Below are 21,703 nucleotides of genomic sequence, written 5' to 3'. Positions count from 1 at the left end.
CTTAATCGACCTCGACCGTGACGTCGACCAGCGACGGACCGTTGAGCCGCTGCAACGCCGAGGCCACCGCCTCCGGTTCCAGCAGACGCAGGCAATTGTAGTGGCCGAAGCGGCAGGTGCGGTCGAAGCACGGGCTGCATTCCAGCCCCAGGCGCACCACCTCGACCTGGTCGGCCAACGGTGGGGTGAAGCCCGGCGAGGTCGACCCGTACACCGCCACCAGCGGGCGATTGAGCGCTGCAGCCACGTGCATCAGCCCCGAATCGTTGGACACCACCGCATCGCTGCACGACAGCAGGTCGATCGCCTCGGCGAGCGAGGTCTCGCCGCTGAGGTTCGCCGACTCTTCACGCAGGCCCGGGATCAGCCACTCGCGGATCGATTCACCCACCGCATGGTCGTTTTTGGAGCCGAACAGCCACACCTGCCAGCCTTCGCGAATCTTGATTTCCGCGACCTTGGCGTAATGCTCCGAGGGCCAGCGCTTGGCCTCGCCGAACTCGGCGCCGGGGCACAGCGCCAGCACCGGGCGGTCCAGGCTCAGGCCGAACTTGGCCAGCGCCGCATCGCGGCTGGCGGTCTCGATCTGCAGGCTGGGGCGCGGGTAGGGTTTGGGCAGCTCGGCACCGGCGGGGTAGCCCAGGGCCATGAAGCGCTCGATCATCAGCGGGTAGCGCGCCTTGTCGAGGGTGCGCACATCGTTGAGCAGGCCGTAGCGCAGCTCGCCACGCCAGCCGGTGCGCTGCGCGATACCGGCAAAGAACGGCACCAGCGCAGACTTGAGCGAATTGGGCAGCAGGATCGCCTGGTCGTACTGACCGGCCAGCGACTTGCCGATGCGCCGGCGCGTGGCCAGTTCCAGCGCGCCGTGGCCGAGCGGGAAGCTCAAGGCCTGGCGCACTTCGGGCATGCGCTCGAGGATCGGGCGGCTCCATTCGGGTGCCAGCACATCGATCACGCACGCGGGGTGACGCTGCTTCAGCACATGGAACAGCGTCTGCGCCATTACCATGTCGCCCACCCAACTGGGCCCAATGATCAAAATTCTCATGCTTTATCCAGAAACGATCAGGGAGGCTACAGCCTGTTTTCCAACAGCCTGGCCTCCCCTCTTTATAATCAGGCGTGGTGCGACCAGTGTACGCCACTCAGTGTAGGACGTGGTCGCCGCCGCTTCATTGCGCCGTATCGCCTGGTGGCTGTTCAGCCCGCGTTCAGGTCAACCCCAGCTCGCCCCAGATGCGCCGTACCTGCCGGCGCTCGTCGACGAACTGCCCGGCGTCGATCACCCCGGCCTGCTTCTGCAAGGCCTGGCGGTGCGCGGCGGAGCGGAAGGCCTTGTACACTTCACGCAACAAAATTGCATCGCTGGCCGGCATCAGCCCGACCTCCTCCAGCCCTTCGAGAATGCGGATGTTGTCGGTGTAGCGCAGCAGTGCCGGGTGCGTGTGGGACCAGGCCAGGGCCGCGTATTGCACCATAAATTCAATATCGACGATACCACCGGCATCCTGCTTGATATCGAAGGCAACCCCGCTGTCGAAGGCGTTGGGCCCAAGCCCGGCCTGGGTCGCCCGGGTGCCGAGGTTGTCGCGCATCTTGGCGCGCATGTCGCTGACTTCGGCCCGCAGCTTGTCCAGGTCGCGGGCCTGTCCCAGCACCTGCGCCCGCACCCCCTCGAAGGCCGCCCCCACCTGCGGGCAGCCCACCAGCACCCGCGCACGCACCAGTGCCTGGTGTTCCCAGGTCCAGGCCTCGTTGCGCTGGTAGCGCTCGAAGGCGCCCAGCGAACTCACCAGCAAACCCGAAGCGCCGGACGGGCGCAGGCGCATGTCCACGTCATACAGCTGGCCGGAGTTGGTCTGGGTGGTCAGCAGGTGAATGATGCGCTGACCCAGGCGGGTGAAGAACTGCGCACTGTCGATGGGCTTGGCGCCATCGGTCTCGGCCTGGGGGTCACCGTCGTGGATGAACACCAGGTCCAGGTCCGAGCCGTGGCCCAGCTCGATGCCGCCGACCTTGCCATAGCCGACGATGATGAAGCCGGGGTCGCACAGGCTGCCATCGCTGCGCTTTGGCTGGCCATGACGCGCCACGGTCTGGCGCCAGGCCAGGGCCAGCACCTGGTTGAGAATGGCTTCGGCCAGCCAGGTCAGGTAGTCGCTGACCTTCATCAGCGGCAGGTTGCCGGCGATTTCCGAGGCGGCCACGCGCAGGCTGTGGGCCAGCTTGAAGTGACGCAGCGCTTCCATCTGCTGTTCAAGGTCATCCTCGGGGATGCGCGTGAGACGCTCGCGCAGCTCGGCGGCCAGCTCCGGTGCTTGGGGCGGGCTGAACAGGCGGCCTTCGTTGAGCAGTTCATCGAGCAGCAGCGGGAAGCGCGTGATCTGCTCGGCGATCCACGGGCTGGCGGCGCACAGGGTCAGCAGGCGGCGCAACGCACCGGGGTTTTCGGTCAGCAGCACCAGGTAGGCCGAGCGCCGCGCCACGGCCTCCACCAGCGGTAGCACGCGTTCGAGCACCAGGTCCGGGTCGGCATGCTCCACCGCCTGCGCCAGCAGGCGCGGTATAAAGGCATCGAGGCGTTCGCGGCCCAGGCGCTGCATGGCACGCAACTGCGGGCTGGCGCGCAGGCTGGCCAGCTGCTTGAGCGCCCTGGCCGCATCGGCGAAGCCGGCGTCGGTCAACTGACGGCAGGCGGCCTCTTCGTCCTGGGCTTCTTCCCACAGCGGCAGCCACTCGCCACCGACCACCACTTCGCCCTCCTCGCCTTCCTCTTCATCGGGGTCGGCGATCACCTGGCGGAAGTGCCAGTCGATGCGCCCGCGCCAGTGCATCAGTTGCGCGTGGAAGCTCGCCCAGTCGGCAAAACCGAGCATGAAGGCGATACGTGCGCGGTCCAGTTCGTCGTCGGGCAGCATCTGGGTCTGGCGGTCGGCGATGGCCTGGATGGCGTGTTCGGTATAACGCAGGAACTCATAGCCCTCGCGCAGCTCGCTCACCACCGCCGGCGGCAGGTAGCCCTGGCCTTCGAGCGTCGCCAGCACCTTGAGCAACGGTCGCTGCTGCAGGCTCAGGTCGCGCCCGCCGTGGATCAGCTGGAACGCCTGGGCGATGAACTCCACCTCGCGGATGCCACCGGCGCCCAGCTTGATGTTCTCGGCCATGCCCTTGCGCCGCACCTCCTGCTGGATCAGCTGCTTCATGGTGCGCAGTGCCTCGATCGCCGAGAAGTCCAGGTAGCGCCGGTACACGAACGGGCGCAGCAGGTCCTGCAGCTGCGCGCCGGCCTGCTGGTCGCCGGCCACCACACGGGCCTTGATCATGGCGTAGCGTTCCCAGTCGCGGCCCTGGTCCTGGTAGTACTGCTCCAGTGCATTGAAGCTGAGCACCAGCGCGCCGGACGAGCCGTAGGGGCGCAGGCGCATGTCGACGCGGAACACGAAGCCGTCGACGGTGATCGGGTCCAGCGCCTTGATCAGGCGCTGGCCCAGCCGGGTGAAGAACTCCTGGTTGTCCAGCGGGCGCTTCACGCCCACGGTTTCGCCGCCCTCGGGGTAGGCGAAGATCAGGTCGATGTCCGACGACAGGTTCAGTTCCACCGCCCCCAGCTTGCCCATGCCCAGCACCACCATCTGCTGGGGCAGGCCGCTGCGATTGCCGGTGGGGGTCCCGAACTGCGCGCACAGGCGCGGGTACAGCCATTGATACGCCTGGTCGATGGCGGCATCGGCCAGGTCGGACAGGTCGCGGCAGGTCTGCACCAGGTCGGCCTGGCGGGTCAGGTCGCGCCAGATGATGCGCACCTGCTGGCGGGTGCGCTGGCGGCGCAGGTTGCGCGCCAGTTCGTCTTCGCTGCCGGCGGCCTGCGCCGCACCGGCCACCTGGGCACACAACTCGCCGGCGGCGAAGGCGCGGTCGAGCTCGCCGCTGGCGGCCAGGGCCAGCAGCATCGCCGGGTCGCGCACGCTCTGTTCAAGCACGAAATCGCTGGCTGCCGCCACGCGGGCGAACTCGGCCCAGCGCTGCTCGTTCCAGTCGTCCAGGCTCAGCCCGTCGACGGCCGCGACGGCGTTGCGCAAAGAGGTGGCATTACGGCTGACCAGCGGTTGCAGGGCAGCGGGCAGTTCGGCCAGCAGGGGCAGGCTCATGGTCTATCCTTGATCGGCGTGAAAGGGTTGGTGGCACTTGGGCAAGGGAACTCGGCGTACGGTTCGACTGTCGTACAAAGGTCATAAATAGCTGAAAAACGTAATTCTTTGATAGAAATCATCGCAAACAACCGCATGCCGACCAGTTTTTAACCACCGGTATCGTTTTATCCCACAACCCGAACAGGGGCCACGAGCCTTATCCGTGTAGTTTTACTACTGCTTTTTTACTGTCAACGCATGTAATGAGGATCGATTTGTAGTAAAACTACACGCCGCCGGTACAACGCCCGGTAATCCAAGAATTTCATGTCGTCTGCCCAAAAGGCCAGTCGCAAACTCAGGCAACCGATTCTGGAAGCCTTTCCGCCCTGGAGCAAGCCATGCAAGACCTCGATCCCGTCGAAACCCAGGAATGGCTGGACGCCCTGGAGTCGGTTCTCGACAAAGAAGGCGAAGACCGCGCTCACTATCTGATGACCCGTATGGGCGAGCTGGCCACCCGTAGTGGCTCCCAGCTGCCGTATGCCATCACCACGCCATACCGCAACACGATTCCCGTCACCCACGAAGCACGCATGCCTGGCGACCTGTTCATGGAACGCCGCATTCGCTCGTTGGTCCGCTGGAACGCGCTGGCCATGGTAATGCGCACCAACCTGAAAGACTCGGACCTGGGCGGCCACATCTCCAGCTTCGCCTCCAGCGCCACGCTGTACGACATCGGCTTCAACTACTTCTTCCAGGCCCCGACCGACGAGCACGGCGGCGACCTGATCTACTTCCAGGGCCATGCCTCGCCGGGCGTCTACGCCCGTGCCTTCATGGAAGGCCGCATCAGCGAAGACCAGATGAACAACTTCCGTCAGGAAGTCGATGGTCAAGGCCTGTCGTCCTACCCGCACCCGTGGCTGATGCCTGACTTCTGGCAGTTCCCGACCGTGTCGATGGGCCTGGGCCCGATCCAGGCGATCTACCAGGCACGTTTCATGAAGTACATGGAAAGCCGCGGCTACATCCCTGCCGGCAAGCAGAAGATCTGGTGCTTCATGGGCGACGGCGAGTGCGACGAGCCGGAATCCCTGGGTGCGATCTCCCTGGCAGGCCGCGAGAAGCTGGACAACCTGATCTTCGTCATCAACTGCAACCTGCAGCGCCTCGACGGCCCGGTTCGCGGCAACGGCAAGATCATCCAGGAACTCGAAGGCGTGTTCCGTGGTGGTGGCTGGAACGTCAACAAGGTGGTCTGGGGCCGTTTCTGGGACCCACTGCTGGCCAAGGACGTCGACGGCATCCTGCAGCGCCGCATGGACGAAGTCATCGACGGCGAGTACCAGAACTACAAGGCCAAGGACGGCGCGTTCGTCCGTGAGCACTTCTTCAACACCCCGGAACTCAAGGCCATGGTCGCCGACCTGTCCGACGACGAGATCTGGAAGCTCAACCGTGGTGGCCACGACCCGTACAAGGTCTATGCAGCCTACCATCAGGCGGTCAACCACAAGGACCAGCCTACGGTCATCCTGGCCAAGACCATCAAGGGTTACGGCACCGGTGCTGGCGAAGCCAAGAACACCGCGCACAACACCAAGAAGGTCGACGTCGACAGCCTGCGTCACTTCCGCGATCGTTTCGACATCCCGGTCAAAGACGAAGACCTGGAGAACCTGCCGTTCTTCAAGCCTGAAGAAGGCAGCGCCGAAGCCCGTTACCTGAGCGAGCGCCGTTCTGCCCTGGGCGGTTTCGTGCCACAGCGCCGGGCCAAGAGCTTCAGCATCCCGACCCCGCCACTGGAAACCCTCAAGGCGATCCTGGACGGCTCGGGCGACCGTGAAATCTCCACCACCATGGCCTTCGTGCGCATCCTCGCGCAGCTGGTCAAGGACAAGGAAATCGGCCAGCGCATCGTCCCAATCATCCCGGACGAAGCGCGTACCTTCGGTATGGAAGGCATGTTCCGCCAGCTGGGCATCTACTCGTCCGTCGGTCAGCTCTACGAGCCCGTCGACAAGGACCAGGTGATGTTCTACCGCGAGGACAAGAAGGGCCAGATCCTCGAGGAAGGCATCAACGAAGCCGGCGCCATGTCGTCGTTCATCGCCGCCGGTACCTCGTACTCGAACCACAACCAGCCGATGCTGCCGTTCTACATCTTCTACTCGATGTTCGGCTTCCAGCGTATCGGCGACCTGGCCTGGGCCGCTGGCGACAGCCGCACCCGTGGCTTCCTGATCGGCGGTACTGCCGGGCGTACCACCCTCAACGGTGAAGGCCTGCAGCACGAAGACGGTCACAGCCACATGCTGGCCGCGACCATCCCGAACTGCCGCACCTATGATCCGACCTACGGCTACGAGCTGGCGGTGATCATCCAGGACGGCATGAAGAAGATGACCGAAGAGCAACAGGACGTCTTCTACTACATCACCGTGATGAACGAGTCCTACCAGCAGCCTGCCATTCCGGCCGGTGTCGAGGAAGGCATCATCAAGGGCATGTACCTGCTCGAGGAAGATACCAAGGACGCAGCGCACCACGTCCAGCTGATGGGCTCCGGCACCATCCTGCGCGAAGTGCGTGAAGCGGCGAAGATCCTGCGTGAAGAGTTCAACGTCGGTGCCGACGTGTGGAGCGTCACCAGCTTCAACGAACTGCGTCGCGACGGCCTGGCCGTGGAGCGCAGCAACCGCCTGCACCCTGGCCAGAAGCCCAAGCAGACCTACATCGAGGAGTGCCTGGGCGGCCGCAAGGGCCCGGTCATCGCCTCTACCGACTACATGAAGCTGTTCGCCGAGCAGATTCGTCAGTGGGTACCGAGCAAGGAATTCAAGGTCCTGGGTACCGATGGCTTCGGTCGCAGCGACAGCCGCAAGAAGCTGCGTCACTTCTTCGAAGTCGACCGTCACTTCGTGGTGCTGGCTGCCCTGGAAGCCCTGGCTGACCGTGGCGAGATCGAACCGAAGGTCGTGGCCGATGCCATCACCAAGTTCGGCATCGACCCGGACAAGCGCAACCCACTGGACTGCTGAGGAGTATTTTTAAGTGAGCGAACTCATTCGCGTACCTGACATCGGCAGCGGTGAAGGTGAAATCATCGAGCTGTTCGTCAAAGTCGGCGACCGTATCGAAGCCGACCAGAGCCTGCTGACCCTGGAGTCGGACAAGGCATCCATGGAGATCCCGGCCCCCAAGGCCGGTGTGATCAAGGCCCTGAAGGTCAAGCTGGGCGACCGCCTGAAAGAAGGCGACGAACTGCTGGAACTGGAAGTCGAGGGCGCCGCTGCGGCGCCCGAGGCACCGGCTGACGCTGCGCCTGCCGCCGAACAAAAGCCTGCTGCCGCCCCGGCTGCAGAGGCTGCCCCGGCACCGGCCGCTGCACCTGCGGCTGCCACTGTGCAGGACATCCACGTGCCGGACATCGGCTCGTCGGGCAAGGCCAAGATCATCGAGCTGCTGGTCAAGGTCGGCGACAGCGTCGAAGCCGACCAGTCGCTGATTACCCTGGAGTCCGACAAGGCCTCTATGGAAATCCCGTCGCCGGCTGCCGGCGTGGTGGAAAGCATCGGCGTCAAGCTCGAAGACGAAGTCGGCACTGGCGACTTCATCCTCAAGCTCAAGGTCCAGGGCGCCGCCGCGCCAGCAGCGCCTGCCGCTGCTGCACCGGCTGCCAAGGCTGAAGCGGCCCCGGCTGCTGCGCCTGCCGCCGCACCGGCTGCCAAGGCCGAAGCCGCACCGGCACCGGCCGCTGCGCCAGCGCCAAGCGGTGCCAAGGTTCACGCCGGCCCTGCCGTGCGTCAGCTGGCCCGCGAGTTCGGCGTCGAGCTGAGCGCCGTGGCTGCCAGCGGCCCGCACGGCCGCGTGCTCAAGGAAGACGTGCAGGTGTACGTCAAGGCCATGATGCAGAAGGCCAAGGAAGCACCGGCTGCCGGCGCGACCGGTGGTGCGGGCATCCCGCCGATTCCGGCCGTCGACTTCAGCCGCTTCGGTGAAACCGAAGAAGTGCCGATGACCCGCCTGATGCAGGCTGGCGCCACCAACCTGCACCGCAGCTGGCTGAACGTGCCGCACGTGACCCAGTTCGACAGCGCCGACATCACCGAGCTGGAAGCCTTCCGCGTTGCGCAGAAGGCCGTGGCCGAGAAAGCCGGCGTCAAGCTGACCGTGCTGCCCTTGCTGCTCAAGGCCTGTGCGCACCTGCTCAAGGAACTGCCGGACTTCAACGCGTCGCTGGCCCCTAGCGGCAAGGCGATCATTCGCAAGAAGTACGTCAACGTCGGTTTCGCCGTGGATACGCCAGACGGCCTGCTGGTCCCCGTGATCAAGAACGTCGACCAGAAGAGCCTGCTGCAGCTGGCTGCAGAAGCGGCGGCCCTGGCTGAAAAGGCCCGCACCAAGAAGCTTTCTGCCGACGACATGCAGGGCGCCTGCTTCACCATCTCCAGCCTCGGTCACATTGGCGGCACCGGCTTCACGCCGATCGTCAACGCGCCGGAAGTGGCGATCCTGGGTGTGTCCAAGGCCACCATCCAGCCGGTGTGGGATGGCAAGGCGTTCCAGCCCAAGCTGATGCTGCCGCTGTCGCTGTCGTACGATCACCGCGTGATCAACGGTGCCGCTGCCGCGCGCTTCACCAAGCGCCTGGGCGAGCTGCTGACCGACATCCGCACCATGCTGCTGTAACTGCTGCCCGCCGTGCTCCCCTGCCGGGGAGCACGGACACTGTTTTCGAGCTGCCACGCTCGTACCTCAACCCCGCCATCTGGCGGGGCTTTTTTTGCCTGCGATTCATGCCGTGCCGCTCAACGTCCCACCTTGAGCGGCACCGCCAGACGCAATCCGTCGCGGCATTACTGAAGAATTTGTACCTGTCAGCCGATACAGATCAAGCCAGGCCACTCTATTGCTTGTCAGCCTCAAGCACATGATGCAACCTTGCTCAAACGCGTAGCAGCACTTCGCCCAGCCCGCGCCAACAGCCTTCTTGAAGCGAGCTTCCCATGAAAAGCCAACCTGATGCCGCCAGCCGTACGGTGGCCGAGGTAGTGACGCAGTTGCCGGTGCCTTCGCGGCTCGGCATGCTGCGTTTCGAGCGGCTGAATGAGGCCAGCTGGGCCATGCTGTTCCTCGACCCGGGCTGCGAGCGTCAGTTCGGCCAGGCGGCCGTCGACCTGTGTGCGCTGATCGGCTCGCCCTATGCCAGCCTGATGGAGCCCGAGGCACGCTACAAGCTGCACGACACCATCGAGCTGCAACTGGCGCAGCGTCCGTACTACCTGGTGCGTTATACCCTGCACACCAGCCTGGGCCCGCTCAATATGCTGGAGCTGGGCGAAGCCTACCGGCAGCACAACCGCCAGTTGCTGCGCGGCTATCTGCTGGTGCTCGATGCCCAGCCCAACGACACACCCGACCTTTCGGCGGCAGAACTCGAAACCCGCAACAACCGCCTGCAGATCGCCCTGCAGCTCAACCAGCAGGCGCAGCAGGAACAGCTCGAGCACCTGGAGCGGGTACGCGCCCAGCAGGACCTGATCCTGCGCCTGGCGCGCCAGCGCTACAGCGCCGACAACTCGCTGCAGGAAGCCGCCGAGCTGATCACCCGCAGTGCCTGCGAAATCTACAGCATCGACTGCGCCAGCATCTGGTACCTGGAAGGCCAGCAGCTGGAACCGATCTCGGCGTTCTACCGCGCCACCCAGGAGTACCGCCTGCCCGAGGCGATCGATGCCGGGCGATTTCCCGACTACCTCGAGGCGCTGCACACCAGCCGCGCCATCGATGCGCACAACGCGGCGCGCGACCCACGCACCCGCGAAATCTCCGAGAGCCTGCGCCAGCGCGGTATCCACGCCATGCTCGATGCCAGCATCCGCATCGACGGCCAGGTGGTCGGCGTGCTCTGCATGGAACACAGCGGCTCGACCCGGGCCTGGCAATCGGATGAAATCGCCTTTGCCGGCGAGCTGGCCGACCAGTTCGCCCAGGTCATCAACAACCACAACCGGCGCACCGCCACCAGCGCCCTGCACCTGTTCCAGCGCGCGGTGGAACAAAGCGCCAACGCCTTTCTGCTGGTCAACCGCGATGGCGTGGTGGAATACGTCAACCCCAGCTTCACCGAGATCACCCAGTACACACCCGAAGAGGTGCATGGCCACCGCCTGTCCGAGCTCACCGCACTGGAGAACCTCAGCGAGCTGCTGTTCGACTCGCCGTCGAGCCTGGCCATGGGCAACAGCTGGCAGGGCGAATTCAAGAGCCGGCGCAAGAACCTCGAGCCCTACTGGGGCCAACTGTCGATCTCCAAGGTGTATGGCGACAACCGCGAGTTGACCCACTACATCGGCATCTACGAAGACATCACCCAGAGCAAGCTGGCCCAGCAGCGCATCGAACGCCTGGCCTACACCGACAACCTCACCAGCCTGGGCAACCGCCCGGCGTTCATCCGCAGCCTCGACGAGCGCTTCGAGCGCGACAGCGACAGCCCCATCTGCCTGCTGCTGGTGGACATCGACAACTTCAAGCGCATCAACGACAGCCTCGGGCACCAGACCGGCGACAAGCTGCTGATCAGCCTGGCCCGGCGCCTGCGCAACAGCCTGAGCCCCGGTGGCAGCCTGGCGCGCTTTGCCAGCAACGAATTCGCCGTGCTGCTGGAGGACAGCAGCCTGGATGCCGGCCAGCAGGTGGCCCAGCAGTTGCTCAACACCCTCGACAAGCCGATGTTCGTCGACAACCAGCTGATCAGCGTGACCGGCTCGGTGGGCCTGGCGTGTGCGCCGCTGCACGGGCGCGACCCGCAGACCCTGATGAAGAACGCCGGCCTGGCCCTGCACAAGGCCAAGGCCAACGGCAAGCACCAGGTGCAGGTGTTCACCGAGGCGCTCAACGCCGAGGCCAGCTACAAGCTGTTCGTGGAAAACAACCTGCGCCGCGCCCTGACCCAGAACGAACTGGACGTGTTCTACCAGCCCAAGCTGTGCCTGCGCAGCGGCCGCCTGCTCGGCCTGGAGGCCTTGCTACGCTGGAACCACCCGGAGCGGGGCATGATCCGCCCCGACCAGTTCATCAGCGTGGCCGAGGAAACCGGGCTGATCATCCCCATCGGCAAGTGGATCGCGCGCCAGGCCTGCCGCATGAGCCAGCTGCTGAGCACCGAGGGCATGGGCAACCTGCAGGTGGCGATCAACCTGTCGCCCAAGCAGTTCTCCGACCCGGAGCTGGTCAGCTCGATCGCCAACATCCTCAAGGAAGAAGCCCTGCCGCCACACCTGCTGGAACTGGAACTGACCGAGGGCCTGCTGCTCGAAGCCACCGAGGATACCCACCGCCAGCTCGACGAGCTCAAGCAACTGGGCCTGACCCTGGCCATGGACGACTTCGGCACCGGCTACTCCTCGCTCAGCTACCTGAAGAAATTCCCGATCGACATCATCAAGATCGACCGCAGCTTCATCCACGAGATCCCGGACAACCAGGACGATATGGAAATCACCTCGGCAGTGGTGGCCATGGCTCACAACCTCAAGCTCAAGGTGGTGGCCGAAGGCATCGAGACCGCCGAACAGCTGGCGTTCCTGCGCCGCCACCGCTGCGACGTCGGCCAGGGCTACCTGTTCGACCGGCCGATCCCCGGCAGCGAGCTGATCGAAAAACTCAAGCGCTATCCGCGTGGCCCAATCGCCTGACAGCGGCGAAACACTCGGGCACACTACGGGTCTACCCCCTACACATCCTGCCTTGAAGAGGAACCGCCCATGGTCCTGCGCTCGGAGATTCTTGTGAACAAAAACGTACTGCCTGCCGCCGAACAGGCGCTGCCGGGTCGCGAGACCCCGATGACGCTGCCCGAGAAGCATTTCGTGTTCGAAGACACACCGCTGCTGGGCCCGTTCTTCGAAGACGTCGATTTCGCGATCTTTGGCCTGGGCTGCTTCTGGGGCGCCGAGCGGCGCTTCTGGCAGCGTGAAGGTGTGGTCAGCACCGTGGTCGGCTACGCCGGCGGTTTCACCCCCAACCCCACCTACGAAGAAGTCTGCTCGGGCCTGACCGGCCACACCGAAGTGGTGCTGGTGGTGTTCGACAAGGCCAAGGTCAGCTACCAGGACCTGCTGACCATGTTCTGGGAGCTGCACAACCCCACCCAGGGCATGCGCCAAGGCAACGACGTCGGCACCCAGTACCGTTCGGCCATCTACTGCACCAGCCCCGAACAGCTGGAACTGGCCGAGGCCAGCAAGCAGGCCTACCAGGCCGAGCTGAACAAGGCCGGTTTCGGCCAGATCACCACCGAGATCGCCCAGGCACCGACCGTGTACTTCGCCGAGGCCTATCACCAGCAGTACCTGGCCAAGAACCCGAATGGCTACTGCGGCATCGGCGGCACTGGCGTGTGCCTGCCACCCAGCCTGCAAGGCAACTGAGGCCACGCCATGAGCACACCGAGCATGACCCTGTTCCATGCCGCCGCCTCGCCGTTCGTGCGCAAGGTTCGCGTGCTGCTGCACGAAACCGGGCAGGCCGAGCGGGTAGCCCTGCATCCCGTCGACCTGAGCCCGATCAAGACCGATGCCGAGCTGAACCTGGGCAACCCGGCGGGCAAGATCCCGGCGTTGCGCCTGGAGGACGGCACGGTGCTGCATGACAGCCGCGTGATCGTCGAGTTTCTCGACCATCAGCATGTGGGCAACCCGCTGATCCCGCGCGAGGGCCCGGCGCGCTGGCGGCGCCTGACCCTGGCGTCGCTGGCCGATGCGATCATGGACGCGGCGGTGGTGGCGCGCTACGAGACCTTCCTGCGCCCTGAGGACAAGCGCTGGACGCCGTGGGTCGACGCCCAGCAGGACAAGATCCGGCGCGCGCTGGCGCACCTGGAAGACGAGCACCTGGCCGAACTGGCCTCGGTGTTCGACGTAGCGGCAATCGGAGTGGCCTGCGCGCTGGGCTACATCGACCTGCGCCTGCCGGACCTTGGCTGGCGCGAGCGCCAGCCGAACCTGGCAGCCTGGTATGCCGAGGTGAGTCAGCGCGAATCGATGCTAAAGACCGCCCCTTCTGTGGCCTGATCGGGCCTCATCACGGGTCAAGCTCACCCCCACAGATCTGCTGCTGCCCTTGAGGCTTGTACCGGACCTGTGGGAGCGGGCTTGACCCGCGATGAAGTCGACGCTGATCTCGGCAGCCCAGATCAACCTGATTTCCCCCACCATCACAGCCCCCAGCGTGCGTTCCTCTCTCAATCCGCTCATTTCAAGATCCCCTGCCCAACCTGATACCAGTCCAGGCGGCGTGTCAGCACCATGAACACCCCAAGCAGGCCGAACAGCAGCAACGAGCCCATCAGCAGCGCGTAGTCCTCGGCGCCCAGCAGCCCGTAGAGCATCGCGTACAGCACCAGCAAGCCCGCCGCAAACCCCAGCCCGCGCGCCAGGCTGCGCAGCACGTGGCACAGGTAGAAGCCGATCAGCAGCACGCAGCCGCCCGCCGACAGCGCATACGCCAACCCGAACCCCAGGTGCTCCGACAACGACAGCAACAGCAGGTAGAAGAACGCCAGGGCCACACCCACCAGCGCGTACTGGATCGGGTGCACGCTGAGGTTCTTGAGAATCTCGAACAGGAAGAACCCGGCAAAGGTCAGCGCAATGAACAACAGCGCATACTTGATCGCCCGCTCGCTCTTGAGGTACTGGTCCACCGGGTCGACGAAGCTCACGCCGAAACTGCGCCCGTGAAAGTCGTCGCAGGCGTTGTTGACCACGCACTGGGTCAGCGCATCCTCCAGGTTGGTGGAGAAGAACGAGGTCTGCCAGCGCGCGCTGAACCCGTGGGCGTCGATCTCGCGGCTGATGGGCAGGTAGTTGCCAATGAAGCTTGGATGCGGCCAGTTCGCCGCCATGTTCACCGTGGTGCTGCGCCCTACCGGCAGCACATGCAGGCGCCCGGTGCCCTGCAGGCTCAGGTCGAAGGCGTAGTCCAGGCGGGTCTCGGCGCGGCCGTCGAGGTCGGGCAGCGTCACGTGCACACCGCCGCCCAGCCAGCCCAGCCCCGTGCCCGCGGCGAAGGCCAGCGACTGGCCATTCACGTTCAGTTCCAGGCTCTTCTCGATACCGCGGATATCGCTGATGCCCACGGCCAGAAACGCCGGGTCGAAGCGGTAATCGTCGAAGTCTTCGGTGATGCCCCACTGCGCCGGCACCTTGAATTGCCCGCTGATGCGGTTGTCGGCGTGGAACAGGCGCGCCTGGTAGATGCCCCGCGAACGCAGCTCGGTGTCGACCTTGGCGTCGACCTCCAGGGTTTCGGGCAGAAAGTACAGATGCCCGGCCACCGTGCTGGTCTGCTGCTGGGTGCTGCCATCCACGGTTTTCCAGGTGCGCTGGATCTTGCGGTACGGCACCACCAGCAACGGCCCGCTGATCTGCTGGCTGTAGCTGGAGCTCTGGGCGATGTCCTCGACCACACTGTCGCGCTGCTGCTGGCGGTCCTGGATCAGGCCGCCGATCATCAGCAGGGGTATCAGCAGCAACACGATCAGAAAGGCGATGGCGCCCAGTTTGATGCTCAGGGTTCGGTTCATGGGCAATGGCTCCGGTTTCGATGGAGCCAGTCTGCCCGCCGTGCATGGAGCGGGTTGGGCGCTTGTGTGGAGTTATGTGGAGAGTGCGTGGAGCTCAGCCCAGCCGCTCGTTGGGCAGCCACAGGCGCACCCGCACACCGTCCTCGACGTTGGCCACCTCCAGCGAGCCGCCATGCAGCTGCATCACTTCCTCGACGAAGTTCAGCCCAAGGCCTGTGCTCTTGCGCCCCGTGCCCGGGCGCGGCAGCGAGTAGAAGCGCTCGCTGAGCCGGCCCAGGGCATAGTCCGGGATCGCCGCCCCTTGGTTGTACAGGCTCAGCGCCAGCCGTGGGCCCCGTGTCTCCAGGTCGACCACCAGCAGGCCGCCCGGCGGGGTGAAGTCCAGGGCGTTCTCCAGCAGGTTGCCGATGGCCTGGCGCAGCAGAAACGGCTCGCACAGCAGCCGCACGCTGGGCGGTACCCGCTGGCGCACCTGCAGGCCGGCGCTTTCGATGCGCGCGCTCTGGGCCAGCAGCACCTCGTCCACCAGCGCCGCCAGCGGCACCTGCTGCTGGTCTTCCAGGCCCTGGCGCTGCTCGACCTGGGCCAGGTCCAGCAGCCGCTCGATCAACTGCTGCATGCGCGCGCTCTCGCTTTCGATATTGCTGGCAAAGCGTTGACGCTGCTCGTCGCTCATCGGCCCCTGCAGCAGCTCGCTGGCCCCGCGAATCGCCGCCAGCGGGCTTTTCAGCTCGTGGGTCAGGGTATGCACGTAGCGCTCCACATACGCCCTGCCCTCCAGTTGCGTGCGCATGCGCTCCACCGCACCGGCCAGTTGCGCCAGCTCGCCGCCGCGGTAATGCGGCAAGGCCACGCGTTCACCCTCGCTGACCGCCTGTGCATAGCGCGTCAGCCGACGTAGCGAGCGCGCCAGCCACCACGACAGCCCGGCACCCACCAGCAGGCCCAGCACGATCAGGCCAAGGCCCAGGTTGAACAGGCGCCGCTCGGAGCGATCGATGTACGGCTGCAACGACTTGTTCGGCTTGGCCACGGTGACCACGCCGATGATCTTGCCGGCATCGATGATCGGCGCCGCCACGTGCATCACCGACGACTCCGGGTCGTCCGGATCGCTGCGGGTGGAGCGGGCGCCGTACTCGCCGCGCAGGGTCAGGTACACGTCGTTCCAGCGCGAGTAGTCCTGGCCCAGTGCTTCGCCGCTGGAGTCGAGCAACACCTTGCCGTTGGCGTCGGTGACGTAGATGCGGTGGTTGACCTCGTTCTTGGCCAGGCCCCAGATATCGGCCCTGGGCTGGCGCTTGCCGTAAGCCTTGAGCAGCTCGGGCAGCCGGCCCTGGCCGAGGGTGCCGGCCTTGACCTCGTCGCGCAGAATCTCGGCCAGCAGGTTGGCGGTGTCCACCAGGGTTTCCTCGGTGGACTGGCGCACACCCGGGCGCACCTGTTCGCGCACGGTGTTGAGGATGAAGTAGCCGGTCAGCCCGACGAACAGGAAGTACACCAGGAAGATGCGGATGCCCAGGCGCATCAGCTGTGCCCGGGGCTGTAGCTGTAGCCCAGGCCGCGGTGGGTCTGGATAGGTTCGGCGTCGGCCTGCACGGTGCGCAGCTTGGCGCGCAGGCTCTTGATGTGGCTGTCGACGTTGCGCTCGTAGCCGGCCTCGGCCGGCACGCCGGTGGCATCCAGCAGTTGTTCGCGGCTGAACACCCGTTCGGGTTGTTCGAGCAGGCATTGCAGCAGGCGAAATTCGTGCCGGGTGAGGGTGAGCGATTGACCGCGATAGCTGATCTGCAGGCGCTGGGAGTCGATGCTGAAGGGCGTTTCGGGGGCCTCGGGTTCGCTGCGCGGGGTCATGCGCTTGAGGATGGCGCGTACCCGCGCCGCCACTTCACGCGGGCTGAAGGGTTTGACCACATAGTCGTCGGCACCGATCTCCAGGCCCACCACGCGGTCGATTTCCCCATCGCGGGCGCTGAGGAACATCACCGGCACCTCGCTGAAGCGGCGCAGCTGGCGGCAGGTTTCGAAGCCGTTGATATCCGGCAGGCCGATATCGAGGATGATCAGGTCAGCCGGGCGCTGACGCTGCTGTTCCAGCGCGGCGCTGCCCAGGGTCACCCATTCGGTGCTGTGACCGTCGCCTTGCAGGGCAAAGATCAGGGTGTCGGCGATGGCCGCTTCGTCTTCGACAATCAGTATGTGGGGCATGGGCGGTGCAGGCCTGGCAGGTTTGGGTGCACTTGTAGGGGATTATCCCTCGACTGACAAGGCCCTGTCGCGGGTCAAGCCCGCTCCCACGGGAGAACGACGGCCCTTGTGGGAGCGGGCTTGAGCCGCGATGGATTCAACTCAGCATTCAGGCTTGCCCGCCGTGAACCGGCGCGCCGGGTTCACCGCCGCGCCGAACTCGCGCAGCGCCTTGGCCCCGATCAGCAGCGGGTAGTTGAAGCTGCTGCGGTCGGTCAGGTTGACCTCCACCGTGCGCTTGACGTCGCCCAGGCACAACTCCAGCTCCACCACCGGACGCTTGGCCGGGTCGGGTGCTTCGCCGTCCTCGTCTTCATCGGCGCGGCTCTTGATCTTGCTGATGCGCGCCACCTTGTGTTCATACACCTTGCCGTCGGCATCCTTGGTCGCCAGGCGGAACCGCACCCAGTCCTCACCATCGCGCTTGAAGCGCTCGATGTCCTTGGCCGACAGCGACGCGGTCAGCGCGCCGGTGTCCATCTTGGCCTTGAACGTCTGGTCGAGGTCCGCCACGCCAATGTATTCATAACGGCCATACAGGGTCGGCTCGGCGGCCATCACCGGCAAGGCCAGCAGGGAAAGCAGTGCAAGTACGGATTTCACCGGGTCAGCTTCCTTGAGAAAAGTCTGTGTTTAGACTGCCGCAGCAGCATAGGTTCGTCGCCTTAGGGTATTCAACACAATGTGAAACATTTGTCCGCGCCGTGGGCTGCCCAGAATTTGGCCTGAACCGAATCCCTGCTTATCATGGCCGACCGCCTAACCGAAAATCAGAGTTTTCTTATGCGCCGCCTGCTTACCGGCAGTCTTGTGACCCTGCTGCTCTTGCTCAACACCCTGGTGCTGATCGGCCCGTTGCTGGTCTTCGCCCTGCTCAAGCTGGTACTGCCCGGCCGCTACCGCGACTACGCCTCGTGGGCGGTGATGTGGATCGCCGAGACCTGGGCCGAGATCGAAAAGCTGATCTTCGCCCTGTGCATCCCCACCCGCTGGGACGTGCGCGGCGCCGCCGACCTGCGCCTGGACACCTCCTACCTGATGGTCAGCAACCACCAGAGCTGGGTGGATATTCCCGCGCTGATCCAGGTGTTCAACCGGCGCATTCCGTTCTTCAAGTTCTTCCTGAAAAAGGAACTGATCTGGGTGCCGTTCCTGGGCCTGGCCTGGTGGGCGCTGGACTACCCGTTCATGAAGCGCTACAGCAAGGCCTTCCTCGAACGCCACCCGCACCTCAAGGGCCAGGACCTGGAGATCACCAAGGCCGCCTGCGAGCTGTTCAAGCGCCAGCCGGTGACCGTGGTCAACTACCTCGAAGGCACCCGCTTCACCCCGGCCAAGCGCGATGCCCAGGGCTCGCCGTTCCGCCACCTGCTCAAGCCCAAGGCCGGCGGCGTGGCGTTCGTGCTCGCCGCGCTGGGCGAACAGCTCGACGCCCTGCTCGACGTGACCCTGGTGTACCCCGGCGACACCGCGCCGGGGTTCTGGGACCTGGTCAGCGGTGCAGTGCCGCGGGTGATCGTGGACATCCAGGTACGCGCACTGGACCCGGCCCTGTGGCGCGGCGACTACGAGAACGACCCGCAATTCCGGCGCAGCGTACAGGACTGGGTCAACCAGCTGTGGCACGACAAGGACGCGCGCATCGAGCAACTGCGCCAGGAGCTGCGCCGCTAGCCGATGATCGCGTGGGGCACGAAGCGGCTGCTGTCCTTGGTGATCAGCGAGTTGTCCTCGCGAATGCCGATGCCTGCCGGCTGATCGCCAACCACCCAGCTGCCGATCACCGTGTGGCTGCCGGCAAACCGTGGCAAGGCATGAAACTGCTGGATCACGTGGGGGCCACTGCCATACGGCCCCTCCTCCTTCACCCGCTGCCCGTCAGGGGTATGAATCTCCACATTCGCCCCCTCCCGCGAGAAGAACGGCTTGCGCACCCACCCCGGCGCCAGCGGCCGTTCGGGCGTGGCGTCGATGAATGCGGGCAGCAGGTTCGGGTGCCCTTCGTGCTGCTCCCACAGCAGCGCCAGCATGCCCTTGTTCGACAGCAGCGCCTTCCAGGGCGGCTCGACGAACAGCGTGCCGCTGCCGGCAATCGCCGGGCCGTAGCGGTCGTGGAACATGTCTTCCCACGGGTAGAGCTTGAACAGGCTGGGGATCGGCGCCCCACTGCGGTCGATGAAACGCCCGGCCGGGTTCAGGCCGATGTCTTCCACATCGATCAGGCGTGTATCGAGCTCGGCAGCGGTGGCAATGTCGCACAGGTACTGCACCGTGCCACGATCCTCCAGCGAGTCCCTGACCGAGGCAAAGTAGAACGGCGTGGCAAAGGTGTTGGCGCCGAACACCTGGCCGAGTTTCTCTTCAAGGCTGTTGAACTGGTCGGCATCGGCCGGCAGTACGCCGCGCTGCATCTGCTGCTCAAGCCACAGGTACTGGAAGAAGCCGGCCTCGTACAGCGAGGTGGGTGTGTCGTAGTTGGCTTCCAGCAGCTTGGCCGGGCCATGGCCGTCGTAGCTCAGGTCCATGCGCCCGTAGAAATGCGGGTGCCCGTCGCGCCATGAGCGGCGGATCAGGTCGCGGTAGTCACGCGGGATGGCCAGGCGGTCGAGCAGTTCTTCGCTGTCCACTGCCCGCGCCACCAGGTCCATGCACAGCTCGTGCAACTGGCGGGTGGGTTCTTCGAGGTCGTCCTCGATCTGGCGCAGGGTGAACTGGTAGCACGCCGACTCGTCCCAGTACGGCTCGTCGCCGAAGGTGTGGAACCTGAAGCCGTAGTGTTCGGCGGTGGCTTTCCAGTCCGCGCGCGGGGTGCAGGCAATACGTTTCATCGCCCGCCCTCAGGAACCGAAACCGAAGCCGCCACGGCCTGGTACATGGGCCGCGAAGCCGGGGTGGCTGCCCACCGTCCAGGGCCGTGCCGAGGCCATGAAGCGCGCCGGCAGCACCGACGCATGGGCATCGGCACCAGCCCCGCCGTTGAAACGGCTGGACGGCGTGTGGTCCTCGACCAGCCCGGCATACTGGTTGCCGCTGTTGACCTGGTCGGTCAGCGAGCTGGCCCTGAACCCTTCGCGCCCTTCACGCTCGTGGTAGATCGCCTCCGACAGGTAGCGCGGCTCGACATTGACGTAGTCGTAGCGGCCACCGCCGCCGCCATACACGGCCGACGAGGTGGTGCTGGAGGTCTGGTTCAGCCCGTCGTCATACACCTGGCGCTCGGTGGTCAGGGCGAAGCCTTGCATGCGCGGCATGTGAAAGCTCGCGCCCTGACCTGGCTCGCACTGCTCGAAGCTGGCCAGGCAGTCTTCCAGGCGGGTGAAGCGTGGGGCGTTGGCATCGTGGTGCTGGCGGGCGACGTTCCAGGCGTTGTCGCACACCGAACGGCTTACACCGGCCAGGGCGCAGCTGTCGACGTCCTGGTAACGCTTGACCTCGCTGACCACGCGGGTGGCGCTGCGATCACTGTCACAGGCGGCCAGCGCCAGCGGCAGGCTGCCCAGGGCAATCAGCCGAATGCTCGTGCTGCGTTTCATGGCTGTGCTCCGCTGTCAGGCCGCTGGGGTCATGCACGCGGCATTGAGCATGCCGATGCCGATGGCCACGGCGGCCAGCAGGATGGCGGCCGCGTTTTCCTGACGGCGGATACGCTCGTCCATGCCCTTGACCACCACGCTGACCACCACGAACGCGAGCAACTGCACGGCGCCGGCGATCACCGACCACAGCAGGAAGTCGAGCAGCGAGATCGAATGGGAGATGGCCCCGGACACGGGGATGGCGAAACCCAGCAGCGCACCGCCCAGGGCGATGGCGGCAGCGCTGTTGCCTTCGCGGATCAGGGCAAATTCGTTGTAGGGGGTCAGGCGGGTATAGATGAACGCATAGAGCGCGAACAGCACGGCGGCGCCGGCCATGTAGAACAGAAAACCCAGCACGGCATCGGCCGGCAGGGACATCTTCAGGGCATCCATGAACATCGGGGTCGCACTTCCTTGCTTGAACGGGGCGGGACGTATACCACACCGCCCCGCCTCGGCAAACCGCCGGCTTACACCGAAGGCACGGCGGCCGGGGTGCCCCAGATGCCGCCCAGGCTCTGCAGCAGCGAACCAGCCACGCCCTGCTGGCCCAGGTACTGCAGGATCAGCGGGGCGAACTGGGCGATCATGCCGGTGTTCATGCCCAGGGCGCCGAAGGCGTTGTTCAGGTCGTCGGTGTCCTTGACGTTGCCCAGTGCGTTGCTCAGGGCCGAGGAATTGCCGCTCTTGCCGAGCAGCTCGCCCAGGCCGCTGAGGCCGCCCAGGGCATTGTCGCCGGACAGCAGGTCAAGGCCGGGCACGGCCTTGCTCAGTTGCGAGTAGTCGCTGCTGCTGAGCTGATGCCTGGCCAGGCCCAGCAGCGCGCCGGTGCCACCGATGGCCTGTTCGGGGGTGATATCGAGTTGGTCGCCCAGGGTATTGAGCAGGTTGGCCGAGGGGGCCGGGGCTTGAACGGCAGCGTCCTGCTGTTTGTTGCCTTGCATGGCAGATACGGCGTTGGCGGCATCGTTGAGATTGAAGGCCAGAGCCGAGGTGGTGGCGAGTGCCAGCAGGGAGAGCAGTGCGAAACGTTTCATGGGGCGGACCTCGTAGGAAAGCGAGGTTTCGACCCGTATCTGCGGCGAATGTTCCGCCGTCATCGCCTGTAGGAGCCGGCCTTGCCGGCGAAAGCAGCACCGCGATAT

The 21,703-nt window shown here is 65.3% G+C and carries 16 protein-coding genes; 6 read left to right on the top strand and 10 right to left on the bottom strand.

Annotation, left to right across the window (positions count from 1 at the left end; all coding sequences use genetic code 11):
* Window position 1: 1 nt before the first annotated feature.
* Both waaF and glnE read right to left on the bottom strand, forming a co-directional pair.
* Entirely contained in the window at window positions 2-1,051 is a 1,050-nt protein-coding gene (gene waaF / locus MF6396_RS15725; protein WP_078480846.1) for a lipopolysaccharide heptosyltransferase II, read from the bottom strand.
* Between the two features lie 163 nt (window positions 1,052-1,214).
* On the bottom strand, window positions 1,215-4,151 hold the full coding sequence (gene glnE, locus MF6396_RS15720; RefSeq protein ID WP_078480845.1) for a bifunctional [glutamate--ammonia ligase]-adenylyl-L-tyrosine phosphorylase/[glutamate--ammonia-ligase] adenylyltransferase: 2,937 nt from the start codon (window positions 4,149-4,151) through the stop codon (window positions 1,215-1,217).
* A gap of 383 nt (window positions 4,152-4,534) precedes the next feature.
* Here glnE and aceE point away from each other — a divergent pair, with 383 nt between their 5' ends.
* From aceE to MF6396_RS15695, 5 genes are all read left to right on the top strand, one after another.
* The gene (gene aceE / locus MF6396_RS15715) at window positions 4,535-7,180 is read left to right on the top strand and encodes a pyruvate dehydrogenase (acetyl-transferring), homodimeric type (RefSeq protein WP_043863655.1); all 2,646 of its coding nucleotides are present in this window, start codon (window positions 4,535-4,537) and stop codon (window positions 7,178-7,180) included.
* Between the two features lie 13 nt (window positions 7,181-7,193).
* The gene (gene aceF / locus MF6396_RS15710; protein ID WP_058541811.1) at window positions 7,194-8,831 is read left to right on the top strand and encodes a dihydrolipoyllysine-residue acetyltransferase; all 1,638 of its coding nucleotides are present in this window, start codon (window positions 7,194-7,196) and stop codon (window positions 8,829-8,831) included.
* A 317-nt stretch (window positions 8,832-9,148) separates the two neighbouring features.
* Window positions 9,149-11,842 carry a sensor domain-containing phosphodiesterase gene (locus tag MF6396_RS15705; protein ID WP_078480844.1) on the top strand — a complete coding sequence of 898 codons (2,694 nt, stop codon included), beginning with the start codon at window positions 9,149-9,151 and terminating at the stop codon, window positions 11,840-11,842.
* A 69-nt stretch (window positions 11,843-11,911) separates the two neighbouring features.
* Window positions 11,912-12,577, top strand: coding sequence for a peptide-methionine (S)-S-oxide reductase MsrA (gene msrA, locus MF6396_RS15700; protein ID WP_078480842.1), 666 nt, complete (start codon window positions 11,912-11,914; stop codon window positions 12,575-12,577).
* Between the two features lie 9 nt (window positions 12,578-12,586).
* Window positions 12,587-13,219, top strand: a complete 633-nt coding sequence (locus MF6396_RS15695) for a glutathione S-transferase (RefSeq protein ID WP_054915994.1) — start codon at window positions 12,587-12,589, stop codon at window positions 13,217-13,219.
* Window positions 13,220-13,398: 179 nt separating this feature from the next.
* Here MF6396_RS15695 and creD read toward each other — a convergent pair whose 3' ends face one another.
* From creD to rloA2, 4 genes are all read right to left on the bottom strand, one after another.
* The gene (gene creD, locus MF6396_RS15690; RefSeq protein WP_043863650.1) at window positions 13,399-14,733 is read right to left on the bottom strand and encodes a cell envelope integrity protein CreD; all 1,335 of its coding nucleotides are present in this window, start codon (window positions 14,731-14,733) and stop codon (window positions 13,399-13,401) included.
* A 94-nt stretch (window positions 14,734-14,827) separates the two neighbouring features.
* Window positions 14,828-16,261, bottom strand: a complete 1,434-nt coding sequence (gene creC, locus MF6396_RS15685) for a two-component system sensor histidine kinase CreC (RefSeq protein WP_078480841.1) — start codon at window positions 16,259-16,261, stop codon at window positions 14,828-14,830.
* On the bottom strand, window positions 16,261-16,941 hold the full coding sequence (creB, locus tag MF6396_RS15680) for a two-component system response regulator CreB (protein WP_043863648.1): 681 nt from the start codon (window positions 16,939-16,941) through the stop codon (window positions 16,261-16,263). The genes creC and creB overlap by 1 nt, the downstream gene beginning before the upstream one ends.
* Before the next feature lie 141 nt (window positions 16,942-17,082).
* Complete coding sequence (rloA2, locus tag MF6396_RS15675) at window positions 17,083-17,583, bottom strand: retropepsin-like aspartic peptidase RloA2 (protein WP_043863647.1); 501 nt, start codon at window positions 17,581-17,583, stop codon at window positions 17,083-17,085.
* A gap of 180 nt (window positions 17,584-17,763) precedes the next feature.
* Between rloA2 and MF6396_RS15670 the strand changes: the two genes are divergently transcribed.
* Window positions 17,764-18,654 (top strand): acyltransferase, encoded by an 891-nt coding sequence (locus tag MF6396_RS15670; RefSeq protein WP_078480839.1) that lies wholly within the window; start codon window positions 17,764-17,766, stop codon window positions 18,652-18,654.
* Here the strand turns inward: MF6396_RS15670 and MF6396_RS15665 are convergent.
* From MF6396_RS15665 to MF6396_RS15650, 4 genes are all read right to left on the bottom strand, one after another.
* Window positions 18,651-19,808, bottom strand: a complete 1,158-nt coding sequence (locus MF6396_RS15665; protein WP_078480838.1) for a glutathionylspermidine synthase family protein — start codon at window positions 19,806-19,808, stop codon at window positions 18,651-18,653. The genes MF6396_RS15670 and MF6396_RS15665 overlap by 4 nt on opposite strands.
* A 9-nt stretch (window positions 19,809-19,817) precedes the next feature.
* Window positions 19,818-20,513 (bottom strand): DUF1190 domain-containing protein, encoded by a 696-nt coding sequence (locus MF6396_RS15660; protein ID WP_054915998.1) that lies wholly within the window; start codon window positions 20,511-20,513, stop codon window positions 19,818-19,820.
* Between the two features lie 15 nt (window positions 20,514-20,528).
* Window positions 20,529-20,957, bottom strand: coding sequence for a DUF350 domain-containing protein (locus MF6396_RS15655; protein ID WP_043863643.1), 429 nt, complete (start codon window positions 20,955-20,957; stop codon window positions 20,529-20,531).
* A 71-nt stretch (window positions 20,958-21,028) separates the two neighbouring features.
* Window positions 21,029-21,595, bottom strand: coding sequence for a DUF2780 domain-containing protein (locus tag MF6396_RS15650; protein ID WP_043863642.1), 567 nt, complete (start codon window positions 21,593-21,595; stop codon window positions 21,029-21,031).
* Between the last annotated feature and the right edge of the window lie 108 nt (window positions 21,596-21,703).

It is taken from the genome of Pseudomonas sp. MF6396, from assembly GCF_002018915.1.
Classification (GTDB): Bacteria; Pseudomonadota; Gammaproteobacteria; order Pseudomonadales; family Pseudomonadaceae; genus Aquipseudomonas; species Aquipseudomonas palmensis.
This window is presented reverse-complemented; position numbering and strand designations above follow the sequence as displayed.